Source organism: Mesorhizobium sp. P2_F7 (assembly GCF_056403695.1).
Genome location: NZ_JBFUFA010000006.1, coordinates 243,070 through 266,318, shown reverse-complemented (window position 1 = coordinate 266,318; position 23,249 = coordinate 243,070). Strand labels below are relative to the sequence as shown.

The 23,249-nt window shown below is 63.5% G+C and carries 19 protein-coding genes; 15 read left to right on the top strand and 4 right to left on the bottom strand.

Features of this window, described 5'->3' with window-relative positions; genetic code table 11:
- Positions 1–3 precede the first annotated feature (3 nt).
- A complete protein-coding gene (locus AC1DZ8_RS21675; protein ID WP_477302374.1) occupies positions 4–912 on the bottom strand; it encodes a LysR family transcriptional regulator in 909 nt (302 codons plus the stop codon).
- A 114-nt stretch (positions 913–1,026) separates the two neighbouring features.
- Here AC1DZ8_RS21675 and AC1DZ8_RS21670 point away from each other — a divergent pair, with 114 nt between their 5' ends.
- The 5 genes from AC1DZ8_RS21670 to AC1DZ8_RS21650 all read left to right on the top strand — a co-directional run bounded on the left by AC1DZ8_RS21670 (position 1,027) and on the right by AC1DZ8_RS21650 (position 7,535).
- The gene (locus AC1DZ8_RS21670; RefSeq protein WP_477302372.1) at positions 1,027–2,682 is read left to right on the top strand and encodes an ABC transporter substrate-binding protein; all 1,656 of its coding nucleotides are present in this window, start codon (positions 1,027–1,029) and stop codon (positions 2,680–2,682) included.
- A gap of 84 nt (positions 2,683–2,766) precedes the next feature.
- A complete protein-coding gene (locus AC1DZ8_RS21665; protein ID WP_477302370.1) occupies positions 2,767–3,651 on the top strand; it encodes a DUF427 domain-containing protein in 885 nt (294 codons plus the stop codon).
- Positions 3,652–4,032: 381 nt separating this feature from the next.
- Positions 4,033–5,355, top strand: coding sequence for an NAD(P)H-dependent oxidoreductase (locus tag AC1DZ8_RS21660; RefSeq protein ID WP_477302368.1), 1,323 nt, complete (start codon positions 4,033–4,035; stop codon positions 5,353–5,355).
- 16 nt (positions 5,356–5,371) lie between these two features.
- The gene (locus AC1DZ8_RS21655; protein WP_477302366.1) at positions 5,372–6,859 is read left to right on the top strand and encodes a xylulokinase; all 1,488 of its coding nucleotides are present in this window, start codon (positions 5,372–5,374) and stop codon (positions 6,857–6,859) included.
- A gap of 190 nt (positions 6,860–7,049) precedes the next feature.
- Positions 7,050–7,535: a hypothetical protein gene (locus AC1DZ8_RS21650; RefSeq protein ID WP_477302364.1), complete on the top strand. Its 486-nt coding sequence runs from the start codon at positions 7,050–7,052 to the stop codon at positions 7,533–7,535.
- Between the two features lie 64 nt (positions 7,536–7,599).
- On the opposite strand, the gene AC1DZ8_RS21645 is transcribed toward AC1DZ8_RS21650, so the two are convergent.
- On the bottom strand, positions 7,600–8,562 hold the full coding sequence (locus tag AC1DZ8_RS21645) for a sugar-binding transcriptional regulator (protein ID WP_477302362.1): 963 nt from the start codon (positions 8,560–8,562) through the stop codon (positions 7,600–7,602).
- Positions 8,563–8,833: 271 nt separating this feature from the next.
- Between AC1DZ8_RS21645 and AC1DZ8_RS21640 the strand changes: the two genes are divergently transcribed.
- From AC1DZ8_RS21640 to AC1DZ8_RS21600, 9 genes are all read left to right on the top strand, one after another.
- Positions 8,834–9,817 carry an ABC transporter permease gene (locus tag AC1DZ8_RS21640; RefSeq protein ID WP_477401633.1) on the top strand — a complete coding sequence of 328 codons (984 nt, stop codon included), beginning with the start codon at positions 8,834–8,836 and terminating at the stop codon, positions 9,815–9,817.
- Positions 9,818–9,929: 112 nt separating this feature from the next.
- Positions 9,930–10,868: a substrate-binding domain-containing protein gene (locus AC1DZ8_RS21635; RefSeq protein WP_477302358.1), complete on the top strand. Its 939-nt coding sequence runs from the start codon at positions 9,930–9,932 to the stop codon at positions 10,866–10,868.
- Between the two features lie 29 nt (positions 10,869–10,897).
- Positions 10,898–12,406, top strand: a complete 1,509-nt coding sequence (locus tag AC1DZ8_RS21630) for a sugar ABC transporter ATP-binding protein (protein WP_477302356.1) — start codon at positions 10,898–10,900, stop codon at positions 12,404–12,406.
- Positions 12,407–12,530: 124 nt separating this feature from the next.
- Complete coding sequence (locus AC1DZ8_RS21625; RefSeq protein ID WP_477401612.1) at positions 12,531–13,295, top strand: SDR family oxidoreductase; 765 nt, start codon at positions 12,531–12,533, stop codon at positions 13,293–13,295.
- A gap of 11 nt (positions 13,296–13,306) precedes the next feature.
- A complete protein-coding gene (locus AC1DZ8_RS21620) occupies positions 13,307–14,092 on the top strand; it encodes a glucose 1-dehydrogenase (protein WP_477302352.1) in 786 nt (261 codons plus the stop codon).
- Between the two features lie 475 nt (positions 14,093–14,567).
- Positions 14,568–15,542 carry an ABC transporter substrate-binding protein gene (locus AC1DZ8_RS21615; RefSeq protein ID WP_477302350.1) on the top strand — a complete coding sequence of 325 codons (975 nt, stop codon included), beginning with the start codon at positions 14,568–14,570 and terminating at the stop codon, positions 15,540–15,542.
- A gap of 72 nt (positions 15,543–15,614) precedes the next feature.
- Positions 15,615–16,688 (top strand): quaternary amine ABC transporter ATP-binding protein, encoded by a 1,074-nt coding sequence (locus AC1DZ8_RS21610; RefSeq protein ID WP_477302348.1) that lies wholly within the window; start codon positions 15,615–15,617, stop codon positions 16,686–16,688.
- Complete coding sequence (locus tag AC1DZ8_RS21605) at positions 16,685–18,664, top strand: ABC transporter permease (protein ID WP_477302346.1); 1,980 nt, start codon at positions 16,685–16,687, stop codon at positions 18,662–18,664. Before AC1DZ8_RS21610 ends, AC1DZ8_RS21605 begins: the two co-directional genes overlap by 4 nt.
- A 7-nt stretch (positions 18,665–18,671) precedes the next feature.
- Positions 18,672–19,472 (top strand): hypothetical protein, encoded by an 801-nt coding sequence (locus tag AC1DZ8_RS21600; RefSeq protein WP_477302344.1) that lies wholly within the window; start codon positions 18,672–18,674, stop codon positions 19,470–19,472.
- A 6-nt stretch (positions 19,473–19,478) separates the two neighbouring features.
- Here the strand turns inward: AC1DZ8_RS21600 and AC1DZ8_RS21595 are convergent, their stop codons facing one another.
- Entirely contained in the window at positions 19,479–20,837 is a 1,359-nt protein-coding gene (locus AC1DZ8_RS21595) for an NAD(P)-binding domain-containing protein (RefSeq protein WP_477302342.1), read from the bottom strand.
- Between the two features lie 312 nt (positions 20,838–21,149).
- On the opposite strand from AC1DZ8_RS21595, the gene AC1DZ8_RS21590 reads away from it, so the two are divergent.
- A complete protein-coding gene (locus AC1DZ8_RS21590) occupies positions 21,150–21,869 on the top strand; it encodes a helix-turn-helix domain-containing protein (protein ID WP_477302340.1) in 720 nt (239 codons plus the stop codon).
- A 335-nt stretch (positions 21,870–22,204) separates the two neighbouring features.
- Here the strand turns inward: AC1DZ8_RS21590 and AC1DZ8_RS21585 are convergent, their stop codons facing one another.
- Positions 22,205–23,245: a heme-dependent oxidative N-demethylase family protein gene (locus AC1DZ8_RS21585; RefSeq protein ID WP_140733742.1), complete on the bottom strand. Its 1,041-nt coding sequence runs from the start codon at positions 23,243–23,245 to the stop codon at positions 22,205–22,207.
- Positions 23,246–23,249 lie beyond the last annotated feature (4 nt).

Below are 23,249 nucleotides of genomic sequence, written 5' to 3'. Positions count from 1 at the left end.
TGGTCAGCCCCGATAGGTATCGGCCATGCTGAAGACGCGGTCGCCTTCGGCAAAGCCCTGGCCCGGCGTCCAGTCGCTGGCCAGCGCGCGCAATCCATCGAGCGCAACATTGAGCGTATCCGACGAGGCCGGATTAGCGGGATAGGCGAGATAGATCGGCCGCTGGAACACCGGCGCGTCCTCGATGCGGCGCATCTCGCCGCGCTCGATGTGGCCGCTGACGGCGCTGAGCGGCAGATAGGCGGCGGCCTGCTGCGACAGCACATGCTGCAGGCCGATGAACACCAACCCGGCGGATATGGCCGGCTTGACCATGCCGGCAAAGGCGCGGTCGTGCTCGATGCGGAACTCCAGCCCCCAGTCCATGAAAATGTAATTCTCGGTCCATGGCCTGGTCTGTGCGGCATGCTGGACGAGCACGACCTGATCGACGGCCAGCGTCTCATAGACGACGCCGGGATGCGGCCGCGGCAGATAGAGGATGCAGATGTCGAGCAGGCCTTCCGCTAGTTGGTCGATCGCCTGGTCGGGGAAACTGCCTTCGAGCCGGAGCGCCACGTTGGGTCGCCTTTCACGCATCCAGGCAATCCAGGACGAGGTGATGCGGTCCCAGAGATAAGCGGGCGCGGTGAGCCGCAGCAGCGTCTCATAGCCATCGGGAACCGCGATGTCCTGTCGCGACTGCTCCCAGGTGCGGGTGATCGTGGAGGCGTGCGGCAGGAACTGGCGGCCGGCTGGCGTCAGCGTGACGCCGTCGCGGTCGCGGACGAAAAGCCGGCGCCCCAATTGCTCCTCCAGCCCTCTGATCCGCGCGCTGACCGTGGATTGGGCGAGGTTCAGCCGGCTGGCGGCGACGGTGAAGCTGCCATGCGTGGCAACCTCGAGAAAACTGCGCAGATTCTCAGTGTCCATGATTTGGCTCCGCCATCGAAAATTTCGATGGCCGCCATCAAAAAATATCGCTTTCCGGTCGGGGTCAACAGTGAACTATTTGGCGCAGCCCCCGCGAAAACAGGAATGCCGCCTATGCCGAAGCATTTCCAGACCATCGATGCCGCCCGCAAGACTTTAAGCGCCATCGAAAATTCCGCTGTCGACGAATTGCTGGCCGGCCGCATCGGCCGGCGCGATTTCCTCAGGCATGGCAGCCTACTCGGCCTGTCGCTGCCATTCCTGGGCAGCCTGGTTGCCGCTGCCGGTTACGGCACACAGCCGGCCCGCGCCGAAGGCAAGCCTGGCGGCACGGTGCGCGCCGGCATCGCCACGCCGGGCGGCGCCATCGACCCTGTCACCTATTATGACAGCGGCAGCTACCAGCTGGTGTTCCAGACCGCCGAATTTCTCTGCGTCACCCAACCGGACCTGACCCTGAAGCCGGTGCTGGCCGAGAGCTGGGCGCCGAACGAGGACGGCAGCGTCTGGACCTTCAAGCTGCGCAAGGGCGTGAAATTCCACAGTGGCGAGGAGTTCAAGGCGGACGACGTCGTCGCCACCTTCGACCGGCTTGCCGATCCCGCCGGCGCCTCCAACGCCCTTTCGGTGTTCAAGGGCTTGCTGTCGAAAGGCGGCACGCAGAAGGTGGACGACCACACCGTCGCCTTCCATCTCGATGCGCCGAACGGAAGCTTTCCCTATTCGGTGTCGATCGACAATTACAACGCCGTCATCCTGCCGGCGAGCTACAAGGGCGACTACGAAAAGACCTTCGAAGGCACCGGCCCGTTCCGGCTGGAGAGCTACACGCCGAAGGTCGGCGCCACCTTCATCCGCAACCCCGACTATTGGGGCGAGAAGGCGCTGCCCGACCGGCTCGAATTCAAATTCTACGGCGACGTGCAGCCGCGCATCCTGGCACTGCAGGCGGGCGAGGTCGACCTGCTCGACGCCGTGCCGCTGGATGTCAGCCAGGTGGTGCTGAACAGCCCCGATATCACCGTTCTGCGCGTCGCCTCGACCGCGCATCGCCAGTTGCACATGCGCTGCGACATGGCGCCGTTCACCGACAAGCGCGTACGCCAGGCGCTGGCGCTCTGCATCGACCGCTCGAAACTGGTCGACGGGCTTTGCCGCGGCATGGCGGCGACCGGCAATGACAGCCCGTTCGCGCCGGCCTTCCCGGCCACCGACAAATCGATCCCGCAGCGTGCGCAGGACATCGCCAAGGCCAAGCAGTTGATGGAAGCGGCGGGGCTGGCCGGCGGCTTCGACATCACGCTGACGACGCTGCGCTATTCCGATATTCCCGGCTACGCGCAATTGTTTCAGAATTTTGCCAAGGAGATCGGCGCGCGCATCGCGCTCAACATCGAGGACCAGGACAAATATTACGGCAAGGCTGTGTTCGGCCAGTCGGACTGGCTGGACAGCCCGCTCGGCATCACCGATTACGCGCATCGCAGCGTGCCGAACGTTTTCCTGAAGAGCCCGTTGGTCAGCGACGGCCCTTGGAACGCGGCGCATTTCAAGAACACCGCCTATGACGGCATGGTCACCTCCTATCTGAAGGCGCTCGACATCGGCGCGCAGCGCACGGCGGCCTCCGACATCCAGAAACTGCTGCTCGACGAGACGCCTGTCATCTTCAGCTATTTCCCCGACCTGTTGGTGCCGGTGCGCAAGAATGTCAGCGGCCTGCCGCCGATTGCCGCTGGGCTGCTGCTCGATCGCGTATCCCTGGGGTAGAGGATCCCGGACCGAAGGCTGCGTGACAAAGCGAGCGGCTCTGCCGCGTCAACCTTCGCCCTCAACAAGAAACCGGCTTCAGCCATGCACCAGCGTTCGACCACGAAAGACAAGAAACGGGAGACCACCATTCGCAAGCCCCACCTGCGCGGTCGCGGACCGCATTTCCCGGTGCTCGACCAGATCGTCCAGTATGAGTTCGAGCCCGGCTACGTCGCCTTCACCATGCCGTCGCTGAAACGGCTGCGGGTGCAGGTGGGTTCGATGACCGTCGCCGACACGACGAGAGCGCTGGTGTTTTACGAATCCGATCATCTGCCGGTCTATTATTTCCCGATCGAGGATGTGCGCGAGGAGTTCCTGYTGCCCTCGAAGACGACGACGGAGGACCCCTACAAGGGCACCGCCACCTTCTACTCGCTCAACACCGGCATCACGTTGGTCGAGGATGGCGCCTGGCGCTATCTCGATCCGGCCAAGGGCTGCCCGCCGATCGCAGGCTACATGTCGTTCGTGTGGAGCAAGATGGGCCACTGGTTCGAGGAGGACGAGGAGATTTTCGTCCACGCCCGCGATCCGTTCCGCCGGGTCGACTGCCTGCCGTCGTCGCGGCGGGTGCAGGTCATTCTCGACGGCGAGCAGGTGGCGGATTCGCGCCGCGGCGTATTTCTGTTCGAGACCGGGCACCCGGTGCGCCACTATTTGCCGATCTCGGATACACGGCTCGATATGTTCGCGCCCAGCCGCTACATCTCGCGCTGTCCCTACAAGGGCATCTCCAACTATTATCACGTGACCACGGCCACCAAGCGGCACGAGAACATGGTGTGGTATTATCCCGAACCGGTGCACGAGGCCGAGCGCATCAAGGGGCTGGTGTGCTTCCACCACGAGCTGGTTGACAAGATTCTGGTCGATGGGGTGGAAATATCAAAGGAAGCGACTGCGGCCTCGAACGGGTATTTTTGAGGCGCTGGTCAAAGGACGCGAGGGCGAAAAATGAAAGTCACCCTCGCCGCGATCGTTCACACCCCCCTCTGTCCTGCCGGACATCTCCCCCGCAAGGGGGGAGATTAGCCGTGACGTCAGCATCCGCCAATTTCTGACGCTGCAGACTGCAGCGGATCGTCGAACTGCCGATCTCCCCCCTTGCGGGGGAGATGTCCGGCAGGACAGAGGGGGGTGCTGTCCCTCCAGCATCAAGAGGTCTCTCACTGTCGCACACCTTCGTTCGCGATATTGAATCTCACCGCTTCGTCAAATTGCCGATTGAAATATTGTTCATTTAGAAATAGGAATGTTCAAAATGATGATTTGACGCTGCGGCGCGTCGTGACTGGAGGAAGCGATATGGCCCATCCGCAATTTGCAGCGGAACTTCTGCAGCGCGCTGAAGCCCAGGGCCCTATCACCATCGGCCTGGCCGGCGCCGGGCAGATGGGCACCGACATTATCGTCCAGGTGGCGTTGATGCCGGGCATGCGGATCGGTGCCATTTCCGAAGTGCGGCCGCAAGCGGCGATCGATGCGGCGCTGCTGGCCGGCCATGACCGCTCCGACATCGTCCAGGCGGCCAATGCCTCGGCCATCGACCGCGCCATCGAGGCCGGCAAGATCGCGGTCACCGAGGATCTGCATGCGCTGGCCGCCGCCGGCCGCATCGACGTCATCATCGACGCCACCGGCAATCCCAACATCGGCACGCTGTTTGCGCTCGAAGTGATGAAGAACGGCAAGCACATCGTCATGCTCAACGTCGAGGCCGACATCACCATCGGCCGCTTCCTGAAGGAAGAGGCGCGCAAGGCCGGCGTCGTCTATACCGGTGCGGCCGGCGATGAGCCCGCCTGCACGCTGGAGATCATCGGCTTTGCCCGCAGCCTCGGCTTCAACATCATCGCCGCCGGCAAGGGCAAGAACAACCCGCTGAAGTTCGACGCCATGCCCGCCGACTACGCCAAGGAAGCGGCCGAGCGCAACATGAATGCGCGCATGCTGGTCGAGTTCGTCGACGGCTCCAAGACCGCGATCGAGATGGTGGCGATCGCCAACGCCACCGGGCTGGTGCCTGATGTGCCTGGCATGCATGGCCCAACCGCAACGCTGGAAGAACTGGCCAGCGTGCTTTGCCCGCGCGAGGATGGCGGCGTGCTGCACCGCAAGGGCGTGGTCGACTATTCCATCGGCAAGGGCGTGGCGCCCGGCGTGTTCTGCGTCATCGAAACCAGGCACCCGCGCGTCATGGAGCGCATGATCGACCTCAAGGTCGGCAAGGGCCCCTATTTCACGATCTTCCGCCCCTACCACTTGACCAGCCTGGAAGTGCCGCTGTCGGCGGCGCGCGCCGTTGTCTACAAGCGCGCCGACATGGAACCGCTCGACCATCCGGTGGCCGAAGCGGTGGCGGTGGCCAAGAGCGACCTCGGCGCCGGGCAATCGCTCGGCATGATCGGCGAGACGGACTATCGCGGCTTTGCCATGACCTGGGAGGACGCACGCGCCAAGGGTGCGCTGCCGCTCGGGCTTGCCGAACGCGCCAAGGTGGTCAAGCCGATCAAGACCGGCGACTTCCTTACCTATGAAAATTGTGTACCCGACGATTCGATGGTGATAACGCAGATTCGCCGTCGTCTCGACCAATCGGACGGACGGTTCGTGACCAACGCCGCCTGAACCTTCGGGGCCTCTGATGGACGACGTCGTTATCGGGATCGACGCCTCGACGACGGCCGTGAAGGCAATTGCTTTCGCGCGCGACGGCACGGAGTTGTTCCAGGCGCGCGAGACCTATCCGCTTTCAAACCCGAAGCCTGGCCATTTCGAGCAGGACGCCGAACATTGGTGGGCAGCCCTTATAGGCGCACTGAAGCAGGTTGCCGACAAGGTCGGCGCCGTGCGCGTGGTGGCCATTTCCATTGCCCATCAGCGCGAGAGCTTCACGTTGATCGATGGCGAGGGCAAGCCGCTCATCCCCGCGATCCTCTGGCTTGACGAACGCGCCCGACCGCAAGTCGCCAGGCTGTCGTCTGAACTCGGCCGCGAAGCGATCCGCGACTGGAGCGGCAAGCCGCCGGACCCGACGCCGGCGCTCTACGCCATCGCCTGGCTGGCCGAGCACCAGCCGGAAGTGCTGGCCAAAGCGGCGGCGCTCGTCGATGTTCATGGCTTCTTCGTCCACCGGCTGACCGGACGCCTTGTCACCAGCACGGCAAGTGCTGATCCCCTCGGATTGCTCGATGTCGCAAAAGGCGAATGGCACCCTGACCTCATTGCGGCCGCCGGGCTGCAGCCACGGCAGCTGCCGGCACTGATCGGCCCAGGTGAAATCTGCGGCTGGCTTACCGAAAGCATTGCGCAGCTGACTGGGCTGAAGGCCGGCACGCCAATCGTGGCCGGCGCAGGCGATGGTCAGGCGATGGGGCTCGGCATGGGCGTATACGGTGCCGGCAGAAGCTACCTATCGCTCGGCTCCGGCGTCGTCAGCGGCTGCTATTCCGGCACGGTCACCACCTCGGACGCCTTTCGCACGCTGGTCTCGCCGACCGGTTCCGGCTTCATGCTGGAGACCGTGCTGCGCTCGGGCATGCAACTGGTCGACTGGATCGTGCGCACCACCGGCGCGTCTTCCGCAGCAGAGTTGGAGAAGCTTGCCGTCGACGTCGCGGCCGGTAGCGACGGGCTGCTGGTCATGCCCTACTGGGCCGGAGTGATGAGCCCCTACTGGGACGGCGCGGCGCGTGGCGCCGTCGTCGGCCTGTCGCTCAACCACGAACCCAGGCATCTGTTCCGCGCGACGCTGGAAGGCATCGCTTTCGAACAGGCCATCGCCAGCGACGCCATGGAAGCCGAGAGCGGCGGCAAGCCCGCGGAAATGATTGCCGCCGGCGGCGGCACCAATTCGGCGCTGCTGATGCGGATCATGGCCAGCGTGCTGGAGCGGCCGCTTTTCGTGTCGCCGGTCAACGAGGCGGCGGCGCTTGGCGCGGCCATTCTGGCCGCTTCGGCGATCGGCTGGTTCGCCTCCCCGGAAGAAGCAGCCAAGGCGATGGCGGCGACGCCGGCCCGACGTGTCGACCCTGATCAGGCGCTGGTGCCGGCCTACCGGGCGCGCAAGGCGATCTACCGCGATCTTTATCACGCGACGCGCGACATTCACGCGCGGCTGGGCGAGGCGTGAGGCCGAGCGCAGTTACCTGCGCTTTCGATGCCAAGGCTGTTTATTTTGTGTCTTGTCCGGCGGATGCTAGACTCATCGCACTATGAAGGCTGCCTTTCACCTTGCCGCCCTGCCCTGGATTGCAGCGCTTGCGGCAGTTCCAATGCCGGCTTGCGCGCAAGATGAACCGCCTTTCGAAATCACTCTCGACATGGACAATGACGGCCAGATCGATCGGGCGGTGATCACGACGAATCCCGACGATGGGTCGGCGGATCTGTCCCTCTATCTGGCTGCCGGCGAGGGAAAGCTCGATCCTGCGCGCAAGCCTGACTTCGTCAAAAAGGCGCTTACGGAAGAGCGTATTCTAGGGCTCGAAAGCAGGGGCAAGGGATCGCTTGTCATCACCTCCTGCTTCGGCTGCGGCGCCAGCAAATCAACGGAAGACACGCTGACCGTCGTTTATCGCCGCGGCAAGTTCCTGGTCGGCGGCTACAGCCGCAGCTGGGACTGGGGCGAGCAGAAAGCCGACGGGACCGTCGAGACCACGCTCGGCGGCTGCGACATCAACTATCTCACCGGCAAGGCCACCCTCTCCAAGGACCTGGAGGCCGGCCGGCCGATCAAGGGCAAGTTCAAACCGGTGCCCTTGAAGGACTGGTCCTACGAGAAGCGCCCCAAGGCTTGCGAATTCTGAAAAGACTTTTTTCTCAGGTTCCTGACGGAAAATCGCTGCCACTATTCCGGGCCTCGCTCGAGGATCAGCGATTGAGCAGGCCCTTGGCGGCGTCCTCGTCGGTGATCAGCACAGCGATCTTGGTGTTGGCCAGCGCGGCGCGCATGACGGCCACCTTTTCCTGGCCCCCCGAGACCAGGATGATGTTCGGGATGTCCGACAGTTCCTGCAGCGGATAGGCGCAGACGCGGCGGTTGACCTCATGGTCGACCGGGCGGCCCTCGGCGTCGATGAAGTGACAGAGGATGTCGCCGACAGCACCCGCCGCCTGCAATTCCTCGAGCTCGCTCGGCTTGATGAAACCGTAATTGGCGATCGGGCTGTCGGTGGAGAACGAGCCGACGCTGAGCACGGCGATGTTGGCCCGCCGCGCCCGGAAGACGACATCCTGGACGCTGCGCTGGCTCATGAAGGCGTCGCGCTGCTCGGGCCTGTCGGCATAGACCGGCACCGGCAGAAGAAAACATTCGGCGCCGATCTTCTCGGCGAACTCCCAGGCGCTTTCCGTCGGGTTGAGCGGCTGCGCATGGGTGAGGCCGCCGAGCATCGAAACGACCGTGGTTCTGGCAATCGGCCGCCTCGGCAATTCGTTGATGGCGAATTTCAGCGTCCGGCCCCAGCCCAGCGCAATGACATCGCCGGCATTGACGTTGTCGGCGAGATAGGCGGCTGCGGCGTGGCCGATCATCAGCGGTGCGTTGCTGCGGTCGGCCGCCGACGGCACCACGACGGCCTGGCTGAGCCCAAATCGCTGCTTGAGGCTTTCCTCAAGCTGCACGCATTCGACGACACTGTCGCGAATGCGGAACTGGACAATGCCCTCCTCGCGGGCGGCGGAGAGAATGCGGTGCACCTTGATGCGGCCGACGCCAAGGATCTCGGAGATGCGCTCCTGCGTCAGTCCCTCGACATAGTAATGCCAGGCGGCGCGGGCCTTCAGCTCGGCATCGGGGAAGCGCGAGGCCTTCTCGTTTTCGACGGTCGCCATGCTCGTGCCCTCCCGCAGCAGATTTCGGAAATCTTTTCCGCAAGCGCCGCCCCCTGGCCTTCCCTAGGACAAACCGCCCGGTGGCGCAAACCTTCGCCGAATGGCGCAACGGCTCTTGACAATTTTCTAATGAGCAGTTTAGCTGAACAAAATTGCATATCAAAGATAAATTGTTCACAGGGAGGTGCCTGGTGAACAAGAGCGGACGGCAGGCTATCGCCGTTTCGCCGACGGAGGAGACGACGTGGCCGTGAGCAATGATGCAAGCGAGTTGAAAGCCGCGACCGGCGCGCAGGGCGCGACGGGCACGAAGCTTTCGGCGCTGTTCGCCGGAACCATGGGACCGTTGATCGGGCTGGCGCTTTTGTGCCTGGCGCTGACGCTGACCACCGACACATTCCTCACCGTGCGCAACATCCTCAACGTGCTCGACCAGATCACCGTGCTCGGCATCATGGCGATCGGCATGACGCTGGTCATCCTGATCGGCGGCATCGATCTCTCGGTCGGCTCCGTGCTGGCGCTGGCCGCCATGGTGATGGGCTTCGTCGCCCACCCCGATTATCTCAATCTCGGCCTTGCTGCCGGCGTCGTCGCCGCACTGGTCGTCGCCGGCCTGTGCGGACTGGTGTCCGGCCTGCTGGTGACCGTCACCCGGCTGCCGCCCTTCATCGCCACGCTGGCGATGATGTCGGTGGCGCGCGGTCTTGCCAACATGATCACCGACGGCTCGCAGATCGTCGGCTTCCCCGACTGGTTCACCAACCTGTCGATCATCCGCCATTTCGGCTTCCTGTCGGTCACCGTCGGGCTGATGATGGTGCTGGCGATCATCTTCGCCATCTTCCTCAACTACCGCGCCACGGGCCGCAGCCTTTACGCCATCGGCGGCAGCGCCGAGGTGGCGCGGCTCTCCGGCATTCCGGTGAAGTCGCTGACCAACTGGGTCTACGCGATCTGCGGCGTGCTCGCCGGGCTTGCCGGCATCGTGCTCGCGGCGCGGCTGGATTCGGTGCAGCCGAGCTCCGGCCTCGGCTATGAGCTCGACACGATCGCCGCCGTGGTGATCGGCGGCGCCAGCCTGTCGGGCGGTGTCGGCTCGATCGGCGGCACCGCGGTCGGCGTGCTCATCATCGGCGTGCTGCGCAACGGGCTCAATTTGCTCGGTGTCTCGCCCTTCATCCAGCAGGTGGTGATCGGCGTGGTGATCGCGCTGGCGGTCGCCACCGACACCTGGCGTCGGCGAGCTCAATGAGGAATTCGCCCGGAGCGTCCGGGCGATAGACGGATCGGTCGATCCGAAACTGGGATGTTCCAAGGGGCGCGATGCGCTGGCGGGACAGTTTGACTATCAACGGAGGAAACACATGCTGACCAAACGTTCACTGCTGCTTGCCGCGGCCGCAATCATTCCGCTACTCGGCCTGACCGACATGGCCTCGGCCAAGGAGGCCAAGAAACTCGGCCTGGCCGTGGCCAACCTGCAGGCCGACTTCTTCAACCAGATCAAGCAGTCGGTCGAAGCCTACGGCAAGGAGAAGGGCATCGAGATCGTCACTGTCGACGCCAAGGGCGATTCGGCAACGCAGGTCAGCCAGGTGCAGGATTTGATCACGCAGAACATCGACGCGCTGATCTACATTCCAGCCGGCGCCACCGCCGCCACCGTGCCGACCAAGACCGCCAAGGCAGCCGGCATCCCGGTGATCAATGTCGACCGCAACGCCGACGGCGCGCCCGGCGACACCTTCATCGCCACCAACAGCGTCGCCTCGGCGCAGGCCGTGTGCGACTACATCGCCAAGCAGGCCGGCGGCAAAGGCGAGCTGATCATCATCCACGGCCAGAAGGGCACGACGCCCGAGGTCGACCGCTCGAAGGGCTGCGGCGAAGCGCTCAAGGCCTATCCCGATATCAAGGTGGTCGGCGAATTGTGGAGCGAAGGCTGGCATCAGGACGAAGGCTTCAAGCTGACGCAGGACCTTTTGCAGTCGCATCCCGATGTCTCGATCGTCATCGGCCAGGCCGATGCGCTGGCGCTGGGTGCAGCACAGGCGGTCAAGGTCGCCAATCCAGGCCACAAGGTCTGGGTCGCCGGCTTCGACGGCGACGTGGCGGCACTGAAGGCGCTGAAGGACGGCGTATTCGACGTCACCGCGACGCAGCAGACGCAAGGCATGGGCAGGCTCGCCGTCGATGCGGCGATCAAGCTGGTGGCCGGCGAGAAAGTCCCCGCCGAAGATCTGCAGGACGCGACGCTGACCACCAAGGACAATGTCGAGCAGTTCATCGCCAAGCACCCGTAACCTGCGGCACCGCTTAAGAGAGCGTCACGATGTCCACTGCCCCTCGCCACAGCGAAAGCCTGCATAACGGGCTCTTCGTCAACGGCCTGTGCAAGAGCTATGGACCGGTCCAGGTCCTGGCCGATGCGAGCTTCGAGGTGCGGCCGGGCGAGGTCGTGGCGCTGCTCGGCGAAAACGGCGCCGGCAAGTCGACGGTGTCCAACATCATCGCCGGCTCGACCAGACCCGACGCCGGCACCATCATCTGGCGGGGGAAACACTACTCCCCCGCCTCGCCTGCCGCGGCAATCGATGCCGGCGTCGGCATGATCCATCAGGAATTGAAGCTGCTGCCGGACCTGTCGGTGGCGGAAAACGTCTATGTCGGGCGCCTGCCGATGCGCGGCGGCCGCATCGATCGTGCGGCGATGAATGCCAAGGCCTCGGCGCAATTGAAGCGGCTCGGCCTCGACGTCTCGCCGGAGCGTAAGGTGCGCACGCTGCGCATCGCCGCCCAGCAGCAGGTCGAGATCGCCAAGGCACTGACGCTGAATGCTGAGCTTCTGATCTTCGACGAGCCGACGGCAGCACTTGGCGGCGAAGAGACGGAGCTGTTGTTCCAGCAGATCCGCAAGCTCAAGGCCGATGGCATGTCCTTCATCTATATCAGCCATCGGCTGGACGAGATCGCGCAGATCGCCGACCGCGTGGTGGTGATGCGCGACGGACGGATAGTCGCCCGCCACGAACGCGCCGACATTCCCGTGCGCACCGTGGTGGAGCAGATGGTCGGCCGCTCGGTCGAGCGGATGTTTCCGCATTTGTCGGCGCCGCGCGAAGAAACGCTGCTCGAGGTCGAGAATCTGTCCTCACCGGAAAAGAGTTTCAACAACGTCTCCTTCTCGGTCAAAGCAGGCGAGATCCTCGGTATTGCCGGGCTGATCGGCGCCGGCCGCACCGAGCTGGTGCGGGCGATCGCCGGTGCAGATCCGATCTCGTCGGGCTCGGTGCGGGTAGCCGGCAAACCGGTGCATCTCAGCGGACCGGCGGCGGCGATCAAAGCCGGCGTCGTGCTGGTGCCGGAAGACCGCAAGGCGCAAGGCGTGGTGCTGGACCAGACCATCGGCGAGAACTTGGCATTCGGCAATTTCGATCATGTGGCGCCGAACGGCTGGGTGTTTCCCACGGCCGTACAGAAATTCGCCGAGGCCGGCATCTCGCGGCTCGGGGTGAAGGGCAAGCCGAACCAGGCGGTGAGCAAACTTTCCGGCGGCAACCAGCAGAAGGTGATCATCGCCAAATGGGTGTCGCGGCCACCGAAGGTGTTCATCCTCGATGAGCCGACGCGCGGCATCGATGTGGGCGCACGCGCGGCGATCTACGACGTGATCGCCGACCTCGCCCGTTCCGGCATGGCGGTGGTGGTGGTGAGTTCGGACCTCGAGGAAGTGCTGGGGCTGTCGCATCGCGTGCTGGTGCTGAGCCGCGGCCGGCAGCGCGGCATTCTCGACCGCAGTGAAGCCAGCAATGTCGCGGTGATGGAACTCGCCACGAGCTAGAACAACGTATCGGAACAAAGCGCAGCAGGTGATATCCTCCCAAGGACCGACCGCGCGGGGCGCCAGCAAGGACTGGCGCCCCTTCATTTCAGACGGCCGGTGGTTGGAGCAGAGGGACCGACGAATGAAACTATTCGATCTTCACGGAGACGTGGCACTGGTGACCGGAGCCGGCAGCGGCATCGGCCAGGCGATCGCCATTGGTCTGGCCGAAGCTGGCGCCGATGTCGTCTGTTTCGGCCACACCTCCAAGGGCGGGCTGGACGAGACGGCACACAGGATTTCAGCACTTGGCCGCAAGGCGCTGGTGCTGACCGGCACGGTAACGTCGGAGGAAGACCTCGCGTTGGCGGTCGCGCGCACGGACAAGGAACTCGGCGCGCTGACCATCGCCGTCAACAATGCCGGCATAGCCGGCGCCGAACCGGCCGAGACGCTGCCGCTGGAAACATGGCAGAAGATCTACGACGTCAATGTCAGCGGCGTTTTCCTGTCCTGCCAGGCCGAGGCGCGCGCCATGCTGGCCCGGCGCAAGGGCTCGATCATCAACATCGCCTCGATGTCCGGCTCGATCGTCAATCGCGGCCTGACGCAGGCGCATTACAATTCCTCGAAGGCCGCCGTCATCCACATGTCGAAGAGCCTCGCCATGGAATGGGCGGATCGCGGCCTGCGCGTCAATGTCGTCAGCCCCGGCTACACGCTGACGCCGATGAACAAGCGACCTGAGGTCGCCGAACAGATCAAGATCTTCGAGCGCGATACGCCGATGGGGCGCATGGCGGCGCCGGAAGAAATGGTCGGCCCCACCGTGTTCCTAGCCAGCCGCGCCGCGAGTTTCGTCACCGGCATCGACCTGATCGTCGATGGCGGCTTTGTCTGCTGGTAGGAGAACAAGAAGTGCAGAAGCGTTTTGAAGGCAAGACGGCGGTCATCACCGGCGCCAGCGGCGGCATCGGCGCGGCGATGGCGAAGCGCTTTGCCCAGGAAGGTGCGGCGGTCGTGGTCAGCGCCATCGATGCGCGCGTCGACGAGGTCGCCGCCAGCCTGAAAGCGGCGGGCGCCAAGGTGGCGTCGCTGCGCATGGACGTGACCAAGAAGGACGAGGTCGCCGCGCTCTACGACCTCGCCGAGAAGGAATTCGGCCGCGTCGATATTTCGGTGCAGAATGCCGGCGTCATCACCATTGCCCGGATCGAGGCGATGACCGAAGCCGAATGGGACAAGGTGATGGCGGTCAACACCAAGGGCGTGTTCCTGTGCTGCCAGGAGGCGATCGCGCGCATCCGCAAGCATGGTGAAGGCGGCCGGCTGATCAACACGGCGTCCGGCCAGGCGCGGCAGGGCTTTATCTACACGCCGCATTATGCGGCGTCGAAGTTCGGCGTCGTCGGCATCACCCAGAGCCTGGCCAAGGAAGTGGCCAAGGAGAAGATCACCGTCAACGCGATCTGCCCCGGCATCATCGACACCGACATGTGGGCCTATAACGACGCGGCATGGGGCAAGCTGATGGGCGACTACAAGCCCGGCGAGCTGATGGCCGAATGGGTGAAGAACATCCCGATGGGCCGCGCCGGCAGCGGCGAGGACGTCTCCGGCCTGGTCAGCTTCCTCGCCAGCGACGACGCCACCTACATCACCGGCCAGACCATCAATGTCGATGGCGGGCTGATCATGTCGTGAGGTCAGCTCTGGCGGTTGGCAATCGACCAGTCTGAAATTCCGCAGTGCGCGGGGCATCAGCCGTTGCGCCGCATGAACGTTGGTATATATAATTTCATCCTATGAAACGGCCTTGGTGGGGATGGGGCTCGCCGGCCGAGATCATGGGACCTTGATGGCTCGCACGTCTCAGAGCGCCGCCGGAGCGGCGATCGATCCGTTGACGATTGCTCGCGCAGCAATCCATGCGATGCCATGACGCGGGCCCGTCCAGCATCATACCGCCACCAGATTGAGCACCATTTCGCGCCGCCTCTTTATGTTTTGCGCAATTCCGGACGGAAAACCGTTCACACTTTTCCTGGAATTGCTCTGGCCACAGCGATGGCTTGGTGCGAACGAGCTTGCGTAACGACCCGCCTTTCCAACACAATCAAGAAAAGACGCAAGAAGGGAACGACTAAGAATTTCCACATGGTTTGACAGGAGAACAAGCATGTCATTTCGCAGTGTGATTTCGAACCTATCAATGGGAGCCTTCGCACTTGCCGCGGCAAGCGCGCTTACATCACCGGCCTACGCAGCAGCACCTGAATCCAACGATCCGATCAAGATCGCGCTGTTCGACTGGACCAGCGTCAACCTGAACGCCAAGATCCTTGGCGGCATCCTCGAAAAGCTCGGCTACACCGTCGAATACCCGACCGCCGACTACCTCTCCAGCCTGACCACCGGCCTGACCAATGGCGACCTCGATGTCGGCCTGGAATTCTGGGACACGACCGCCGGCGAAGCCATGAAGGCTTCCGACGCCACCGGCCAGACCGAGCGGCTGGGCAAGCTCGGACCGAAGGCCAAGGAAGAATGGTGGTTTCCTGAGTACATGAAGGAAAAGTGCCCAGGCCTGCCCAATTGGGAAGCGCTGAAGGACCCGAAATGCGCCGAGGCGTTCTCAACGGCGGAGACAGCGCCGAAGGGCCGCTATCTCGGCGGGCCGGTGACCTGGGAAGGCTTTGACGACGAGCGCGTCGAGGCGCTGAAGCTGCCCTTCACCGTCATCCATGCCGGCACCGACGCGGCAATGTTCGCCGAACTCGACTCGGCCTATCAGCGCAAGGCGCCGATCATGCTGTGGATCTATTCGCCGCACTGGGCGCCGGCCAAGTACAAGGGCGAGTGGGTGCAATTCCCCGAATACACGCCCGAGTGCTACACCGATCCGAAATGGGGCATCAATCCCGACGCCAAATATGACTGCGGCAAGCCGCATGGCGAGATCTGGAAATACTCGTGGTCCGGCATGAAGGACAAATGGCCGGTCGCCTACAAGGTGGCCAAGGCTTACACGATCGACACCGATGAGCTCAACAAGATGAGCGGCGAGATCGACCTCGGCGGCAAGACGCCCGAAGACGTCGCCGCCGCCTGGATCGCCGCCCACGAGGCCGACTGGAAAGCCTGGGCGCAGTAATCACTCCGACTGGAAGCCAGACCCGGCCGTAACGGCCGGGTCTGTTTCCCCATTTTCCATAGGGAACATTGGATGACGGAAGCGACTGAACCGCAGGCAGTTGGCGCGCCGAAGGATGCGCGGCCGATAAAGCTCGCCTGCCGCAATGTCTGGAAGCTGTTCGGATCGAACGCGGCGAACTTTATTCGCGAGCGCGACGGCAAGGCCAGCACAGACGATATCGCGGCCGCCGGGCTGGTCGGCGCGGTGCGCGCCGTCGATCTCGAGATACGCCAGGGCGAGATTTTTATCATCATGGGCCTGTCCGGCTCCGGCAAGTCGACGCTGGTGCGCTGCATGTCCAGGCTGGTCGAGCCGACGCATGGCAAGGTCGAATTCGAGGGCAACGACCTGCTCAAGATTTCCGATGCGGCGCTGATCGAGCTCAGGCGCCATCGCATGGGCATGGTGTTCCAGAATTTCGCGCTGCTGCCACACCTCAACGTGCTCGACAATATTGCTTTCCCTCTCAGCATCCAGGGCCAGGATCGGCCGACGCGCGAAGCCCGGGCGCGCGAAGTGATCGACCTGGTCGGCCTGCGCGGCCGCGAGCATTTCTATCCGCGCGAGCTTTCAGGCGGCCAGCAGCAGCGTGTCGGCATTGCCCGCAGCCTGGCGACCAAGCCGGAGATCTGGTTCCTCGATGAACCGTTCTCGGCGCTCGATCCGCTGATCCGCCGCGAGATGCAGGATGAGCTGATGCGGCTGCAGACCATGCTGCACAAGACCATCGTCTTCATCACCCATGATTTCGACGAGGCGATCAGGCTCGCCGACCGCATCGCCATCATGAAGGACGGCGAGGTCATCCAGATCGGCACGCCCGAGCAATTGGTGGTCAATCCGGCGACCGACTATGTCGCCGAGTTCACCCGCGACGTCGACCGCGCCAAGGTGATCTCGGCCCGCAGCCTGATGCGCGCCTGCGATGGTACCGAGCATGGCGGCACGGTTTCGCCCGATGCCAAGATCGCCAGCTTCTCGGCCAGCATCGTCGCCTCGGGCAAGCCGTTCGCGGTGGTCAACGGCACCGGCAGGCCGATCGGCGAGGTGACGCCGCAAGCGGTGATCGGGCTGCTGGCCGGCCTGGACAGGGCCGGCGCATGACGGTGACGGCAAGCGCCAGCGAAGTGAGGCCGCCGGTTCAGCGCTGGCTGGCGGTCTGGGTGCTCGCACTTGCCGCAGTGCTGGCGGTGTTCCTGCTGCAGGAGAGGCTGCCCTGGGCGGTCAACTATCCGGCCGAGGCGGTCGTTCCGGTCGCCGACTGGGTCAGCGCGCTGATGCGCTGGATCAAGTCGAACCTTTCGTGGTTGACCCGCTCGATCACCGCCGTGCTCGGCGTTCCCCTCGATTTCGCGCTCAACCTCCTGGCCAAGAATTTCAAGATCGGCCATGGCGCTGATGCCTATATCCTGCCGCGCCTGTCCTGGGTCGGCGTCTGCGCCGCGGCCTTCATCGCGGGGCACGCCGCCGGCGGTCGCAAGCTCGGCCTGCTGGTCGGCGGCTGTTTCCTCTACATCGCGCTGTTCGGCCAGTGGACCAGCGCCATGCTGACGCTGGCGCTGATTTCCATCGCCGTGCCGTTCTGCATCGTCACCGGCCTGTTCGCCGGCATCTGGGCCTGGCGCAAGCCCTGGGCCGAACGGCTCATCATCTCCCCTGCCCTCGATTTGATGCAGACGATCCCGACCTTCGCCTATCTGATCCCGATGCTGCTTCTGTTCGGCAACAGCCCGGTCTCGGCGATGATCGCCACCGCCATCTTCGCCACACCGCCAATGGTGCGGGCGACCATGCTGGGCCTTTCGCGGGTGCCGTCCGAGATCGACGATTTCTCAGAGATGGCCGGCTGCACGGCGCGGCAGAAACTGTGGCGGGTGCTGCTGCCCTCGGCGCGGCCGACACTGATGGTCGGCGTCAACCAGGTGATCATGCTCGCGCTCAACATGGTCATCATCGCCTCGATGATCGGCGCCGGTGGACTCGGCTATGACGTGCTGCTGGCGCTGCGCGCGCTGAAGGTCGGCGAAGCCATGGAAGCCGGCCTCGCCATCGTCGCGCTCGCCATCGCGCTCGACCGGCTGAGCCAGGCCATCGCTCACAAGCAGGCGAAGGGCCACGTCCACCAGCAAGCGAACCAGAGTTTTTGGCGGCGCTATCCCAATCTGTCGCTGGCCATCGCCATCCTTGCCATCACCACCCTGCTCGGCCTGTTCGTGCCGGCCTTCGCGGCGGTACCGAAGGCGATCACCTTCACCACGGCACCTTTGTGGAAGGCAGCGGTGAGCTGGGTGACGATCAACTTCTTCGACGTGATCGAAGCGTTTCGCGTGGCGCTGATCCTCAATGTGCTCAACCCGCTGCGCGCCTTTTGCGAAGGCTTTCCGTGGCTGGGTGCTGTGGCGCTGCTCGGCCTTGCCGGCTATCAGCTCGGTGGCCTGCGTCTAGCCGCCCTCGTCGCAGCGCTGACCGCCTTCTGCGCCATCACCGGCCTGTGGGAAAAGACCATGGCGACGGTCTATCTCTGCGGCATCTCGGCCTTCATCGCTTGTCTGATCGGCATTCCGATCGGGCTCGCGGCGGCGCGCAGCGACCGCTTCGAAAAGATCGTCACGCCCATCATCGACACGCTGCAGGTGCTGCCGTCCTTCTGCTTCATCATCCCGGTGGTGATGCTGTTCCGCGTCGGCGACGTCACCGCCATGATCGCAACGATCGCTTTCGCCGTGGTGCCGGCGATCCGCTACACCAATCACGGCATCAGGCAAGTGCCGCCAGCGCTGATTGAGGCGGCCAAGGTTTCGGGCTGCACGCCACGCCAGACCTTCTTTCGCGTGCAGCTGCCTTTGGCGCTTCCCGAAATCATGCTCGGCGTCAACCAGACCATCCTGATGGCGCTGGCGATGATCATCATCTGCGCCATGGTCGGCACGCGCGATCTCGGCCAGGAAGTGTTCATCGCGCTGTCCAAGGCCGATTCCGGCCGAGGCATTGTGGCTGGCCTGGCAATAGCCTTCATCGGCATCGTCGCCGACCGGCTGTTCAACGCCTGGACGGCGAAGGCACGGGCGAGGCTGGGATAGCCGCCGAATGTCTGAGCCGGGCGCTCCACCTTTCACCGTTCTCGTCTTCGACATGGCCAGGACCGGCGAACCGGATGGCGAGCATCTGATTTCCGGTTTTGAGACGCTGGACGCGGCGACGGCCTATGCGATCGCGCGGGTTCGCGCCTCGGTGGAAGAACTGCGCAAGCCCGGCATCGCTGCCCCGGAGCTGCGCCAGCTCTGGCACATCTATGGCGAAGACTGTTCGGTGCTGAACGCCAATGTGCGCGGCAGCGATCTTCTCGACGATTTCATCGCGACGCCGGCGATACCAGCCGAGTGCAACTGGCAGGCGCTGGCGCCAAGGCTACGCCGCTTCCGCGCCTCGCTGCTCATCTCCAACGACAACAACGAATCCGTCTGGGCCGGCGGCTTCTTTCGCTCGACCTACAGATTGACGCGGGACGGCCTGCTGGAGCGTTTTGGCGACGACGCTGTCGCCGCCTTCAAAGCCAAGGGCATCGAGCCGGCGAAGCCGACGAAGCTCATGGTCGCCAACCACTTCGAGCTTCCCGACCCGCCCTACCCGCCGCCGGGCGCTGCGTTGCGATCCTGGAAGGTCGAGGTCGAATTCGTCTGCCACGATGTCAAGTTCGGCGGCGACGCTGCCGGCGTCTTCGCCTGGCCGGAAGAGCCGGCCGACTGGGCGCTCAGAACCATGCAGTTCCTGCTGATGGCCGACACGATGGCCATGCGCGGCGATGGCCCCGACTGGGCCAACGATTGCGAAGTGCTAAGCGTCAAGGTGACCGAGACGAACGCCGCTGCCGATTATCCTCTGGATTGAGGCGGTTTACTCCGCCGCCACACCTTTCACCTCGAGGTAGCTCTCCATCGAATCATCCAGCGCCTGTAGCCATGGCGTGTGGTGCAGCGGCGCCATGGTGCCGGTCATCAGCGAGCGATAGGCGTGGTCGCGGAAGCTCATAATGTCTTCCGCCTTGTGGTGCTCCCACTCCATGAACGTCTGGTTGACCGCCTCGACGTCGAAGCCGGGATAGTCGGTCTGATCCATCAACTCCTTGGTGTAGTCGCCCTGGAACCAGATCATCTGCTCGGCGTCTTCGAGCGTCTCCTCGCGGGCGCGCCATTTCGCGCCATGCTCGGCCATCGCCTGAGGTGACGGCAGCTTGATGCGACCCATGATGACGTCGCGCGCGAACCAGGCCTGCGCGTCGAACATGTTGAAGGTGTAGAACTGGTCCTGCATGCCGATATAGGACAGTTTCGGGTTGTTCTCCCAGACGACGCCTTCATAGAGATCGAGCGGCCACATGCGGTTGGCGGTCTTGAGTTTGAGGTCGTCGGTAAGGAAGGGGAAGGAGTGTAGATAGCCGGTGCACAGGATGATGGCGTCGACGTCCTTGGTGGTGCCGTCCTTGAAGTGCGCGGTCTTGCCGACGACCTTTTGCAAGAGCGGCACCTCTTTCCAGTTCTCCGGCCATTTGAAGCCCATCGGCTTGGAGCGGTAGCTGGAGGTGATCGATTTGGCGCCATATTTGTAGCATTGCGAGCCGATGTCCTCGGCCGAGTAGGAGCGGCCGATGATCAGAATGTCCTTGCCCTTGAACTCCATTGCGTCGCGGAAATCATGGCTGTGCAGGATGCGGCCGTTGAAGGTCGAAAAGCCCTCGAAATAGGGAACGTTGGGGACGGAGAAATGCCCGGAGGCGACGACGACATTGTCGAACTCTTCGGAATAGGTGACGTCGTTGCTGCGGTCATGCGCGGTGACGGTGAATTTCTTCGTCACGTCCGAGAAGGTCACCATGCGCACCGGGCTATTGAAGCGCACCCATTTGCGCAGGCCTGATTTCTCGACACGGCCCTTGATGTAATCCCACAAAACGGCGCGCGGCGGGTAGGAGCCGATCGGACGGCCGAAATGCTCTTCGAATGTGTAGTCGGCGAATTCCAGGCATTCCTTCGGCCCGTTCGACCAGAGATACCGGTACATCGAGCCGTGGACAGGATCGCCATGCTCGTCGAGGCCGGTGCGCCAGGTGTAGTTCCACAGGCCGCCCCAGTCGGACTGCTTTTCGAAGCAGACGATTTCGGGAATAGCGGCGCCCTTGTCTTCGGCGGATTTGAAGGCCCTGAGCTGGGCAAGGCCGGACGGTCCGGCTCCAATGACGGCAACGCGAGTGTTCATGGCAGGCCTCCCGGTCTCATCTCAACTTTGACGCAATTCCAGTGGGAAAACCGTTTCACGCTTTCCCAGGATTGCTCTTACGAAACAAATTTCACTCACAGTGACAGTAATTGCCCCTTCGATGCTGTCAACAGGCCTTGTGGCGAAACCGCGTTTCCTCCCGGCGGATTTTCACCAAAAACCGATGACAGCGCAAATCCGGACCCGACACCATTCGACCTAAGGGGCTTGCTGTGGCGGTTGCGTTTCTGTATCGGCAGCGAATATGTTCACCTTGAGTGAAATAAATCTGCGATTCTTGGGAGCGGCGACATGGCGAAGACGGCATCCGATCTCAAGTCCGGCACCACTCCGGCCAAGGCAAAGCCGCTGGCAAAGGTCTCGGTGGACGGAAAGACCATCCGTACGCCGCTGACGCAGAACCCGCACGCCATTCGCGACACGCGCGAAAAGGTGCTGGAAGTGGCGATCGGCCGCGAGGTGCGCGCATTCCGCAAGAAGCTCGGCATCACCGTCGCGGATCTCGCCGTTGCCACCGACATTTCGCTGGGCATGCTGTCGAAGATCGAGAATGGGATCACCTCGCCGTCGCTGACCACGCTGCAGGCGTTGTCGCGGGCACTCGGCGTTCCCGTCACCGCCTTCTTCCGCCGCTTCGAGGAAGAGCGCAGCGCGGTCTTCGTCAAGGCCGGCGAAGGCCTCGATGTCGAGCGCCGCGGCACGCGCGCGGGCCACCAGTACAATCTGTTGGGCCATATCGGTTCCAACACCAGCGGCGTCGTGGTCGAGCCTTATCTGATCACGCTGACCGAGGATTCGGATGTGTTCCCGACCTTCCAGCATGAGGGCATGGAGTTCCTCTATATGCTGGAGGGCGAAGTCGTTTACCGGCACGGCAGCAACCTCTACCCGATGAAGCCCGGCGACAGCCTGTTCTTCGATGCGGATGCGCCGCATGGGCCGGAGCAGCTGACGAAGCTGCCGATGCGGTATCTGTCGATTATTTGTTATCCGCAGAACAGCGCGGGGTGATTGGCTGATCTCCCCCCTTGTGGGGGAGATGTCCGGCAGGACAGAGGGGGGCGCCGTGGAGCGCCGGCCATCGAGTTCGTCATCCTAGGGCGAAGCAAGGAGCGAAGCGACGCGCGCAGACCCTAGGATCCATGCCGTGACGCTAAAGTATTGCAACGGTTCAGAATTCTGCTCCGCCGCGCCTTCGACGAAGGCCACGGCATGGATCCTCGGGTCAAGCCCGAGGATGACGAAGCGCGGTACGAGCCAGTCCAAGTACCGATAAGTCGGCGCTCTACGGCGCCCCCCTCTGCCCTGCCGGGCATCTCCCCCACAAGGGGGGAGATTAGCTGTTTCTAATCCGGTCCAAACCCCGGTGACGTCGCGCTGCCATCATCCAGCTTCGACAGCCATTCCACCAGCGTCGGCCGGTACCGCGTCAGGCCCTTGTAGGTCGCGAGCTCCTCCGGCAGGTCACGGATGACGCGGTGCAGGCGTCTTGCCCATTTTGGCTGCGTCACCAGCTCGTCCATCTTGATGAGATAGCAGCGGATCGGGAAGACGATGCCGTTCGAGCGCGGCAGGCGCCAGAAGCTCTGCAATTCGACGCGCAGATGCACCTTGTCGCCGACGTTCTCCGGCGTCACTGTCGCGCGGTCAGGACCCCATTTGTGATAATTTTCGGGGCTGGTGTCGAGGCGCGGGTTGATGGTCATCGTCCAGTTGAGACGCCGTGCCGGCTTGCCCTGCTGGATGTTGGTGAGGAATTTCAGCGCCCTGACGAAAATCCCCTTCTCATGCGCCAGCGGCACCGGCGCGTGCCATTCGAAGAAGTTCATGCCGATGTCGAAATCGAGCGACCAGTCGGCCTGGGTGGTGACCATGCCGGCATCCATCCACAGATTGCCGTCGCGCTGGTCGAGGATGCAGAAATCGCCCTGGCTCTGGCGCGTGATGTATTCCATCGGCCCGTAAGGCAGCGTCGAGGTGTCGCCGAAGGTGAAGGTGTCGTCGATGCCGAGCGGCCGGTTGATCCAGCGCCAGCGGTCGCCGTTACGCTCAAGCGTGAAATGCTCGGGATAGCCCAGCGCCTGCTGCTCCATCAGAAGCTCGAGCAGATCCCAGCCGGCCAGCGTCATGTGCGGCAGCGACTGGCAGCGCAGCGGATCCTCGGCCAGCACCAAAGCGCGATCCTGCATCTCGGCGACATAGTGCTCGTCGACGTCGATCAGGTTTTCAAGCACCGAACCCTTGGGCCCAACCACATGCGGCTCGATGTTGACCGCGTACATGTAGCTGTCTTCGTGGAACGGAAACGGAAACCGCCTGATATGCTCCGGGCTGTTTTTGAAGGTGAAATCGTCGCGGAACGTTTCCTTGCGAAAGGTGATGCCCAAGCTC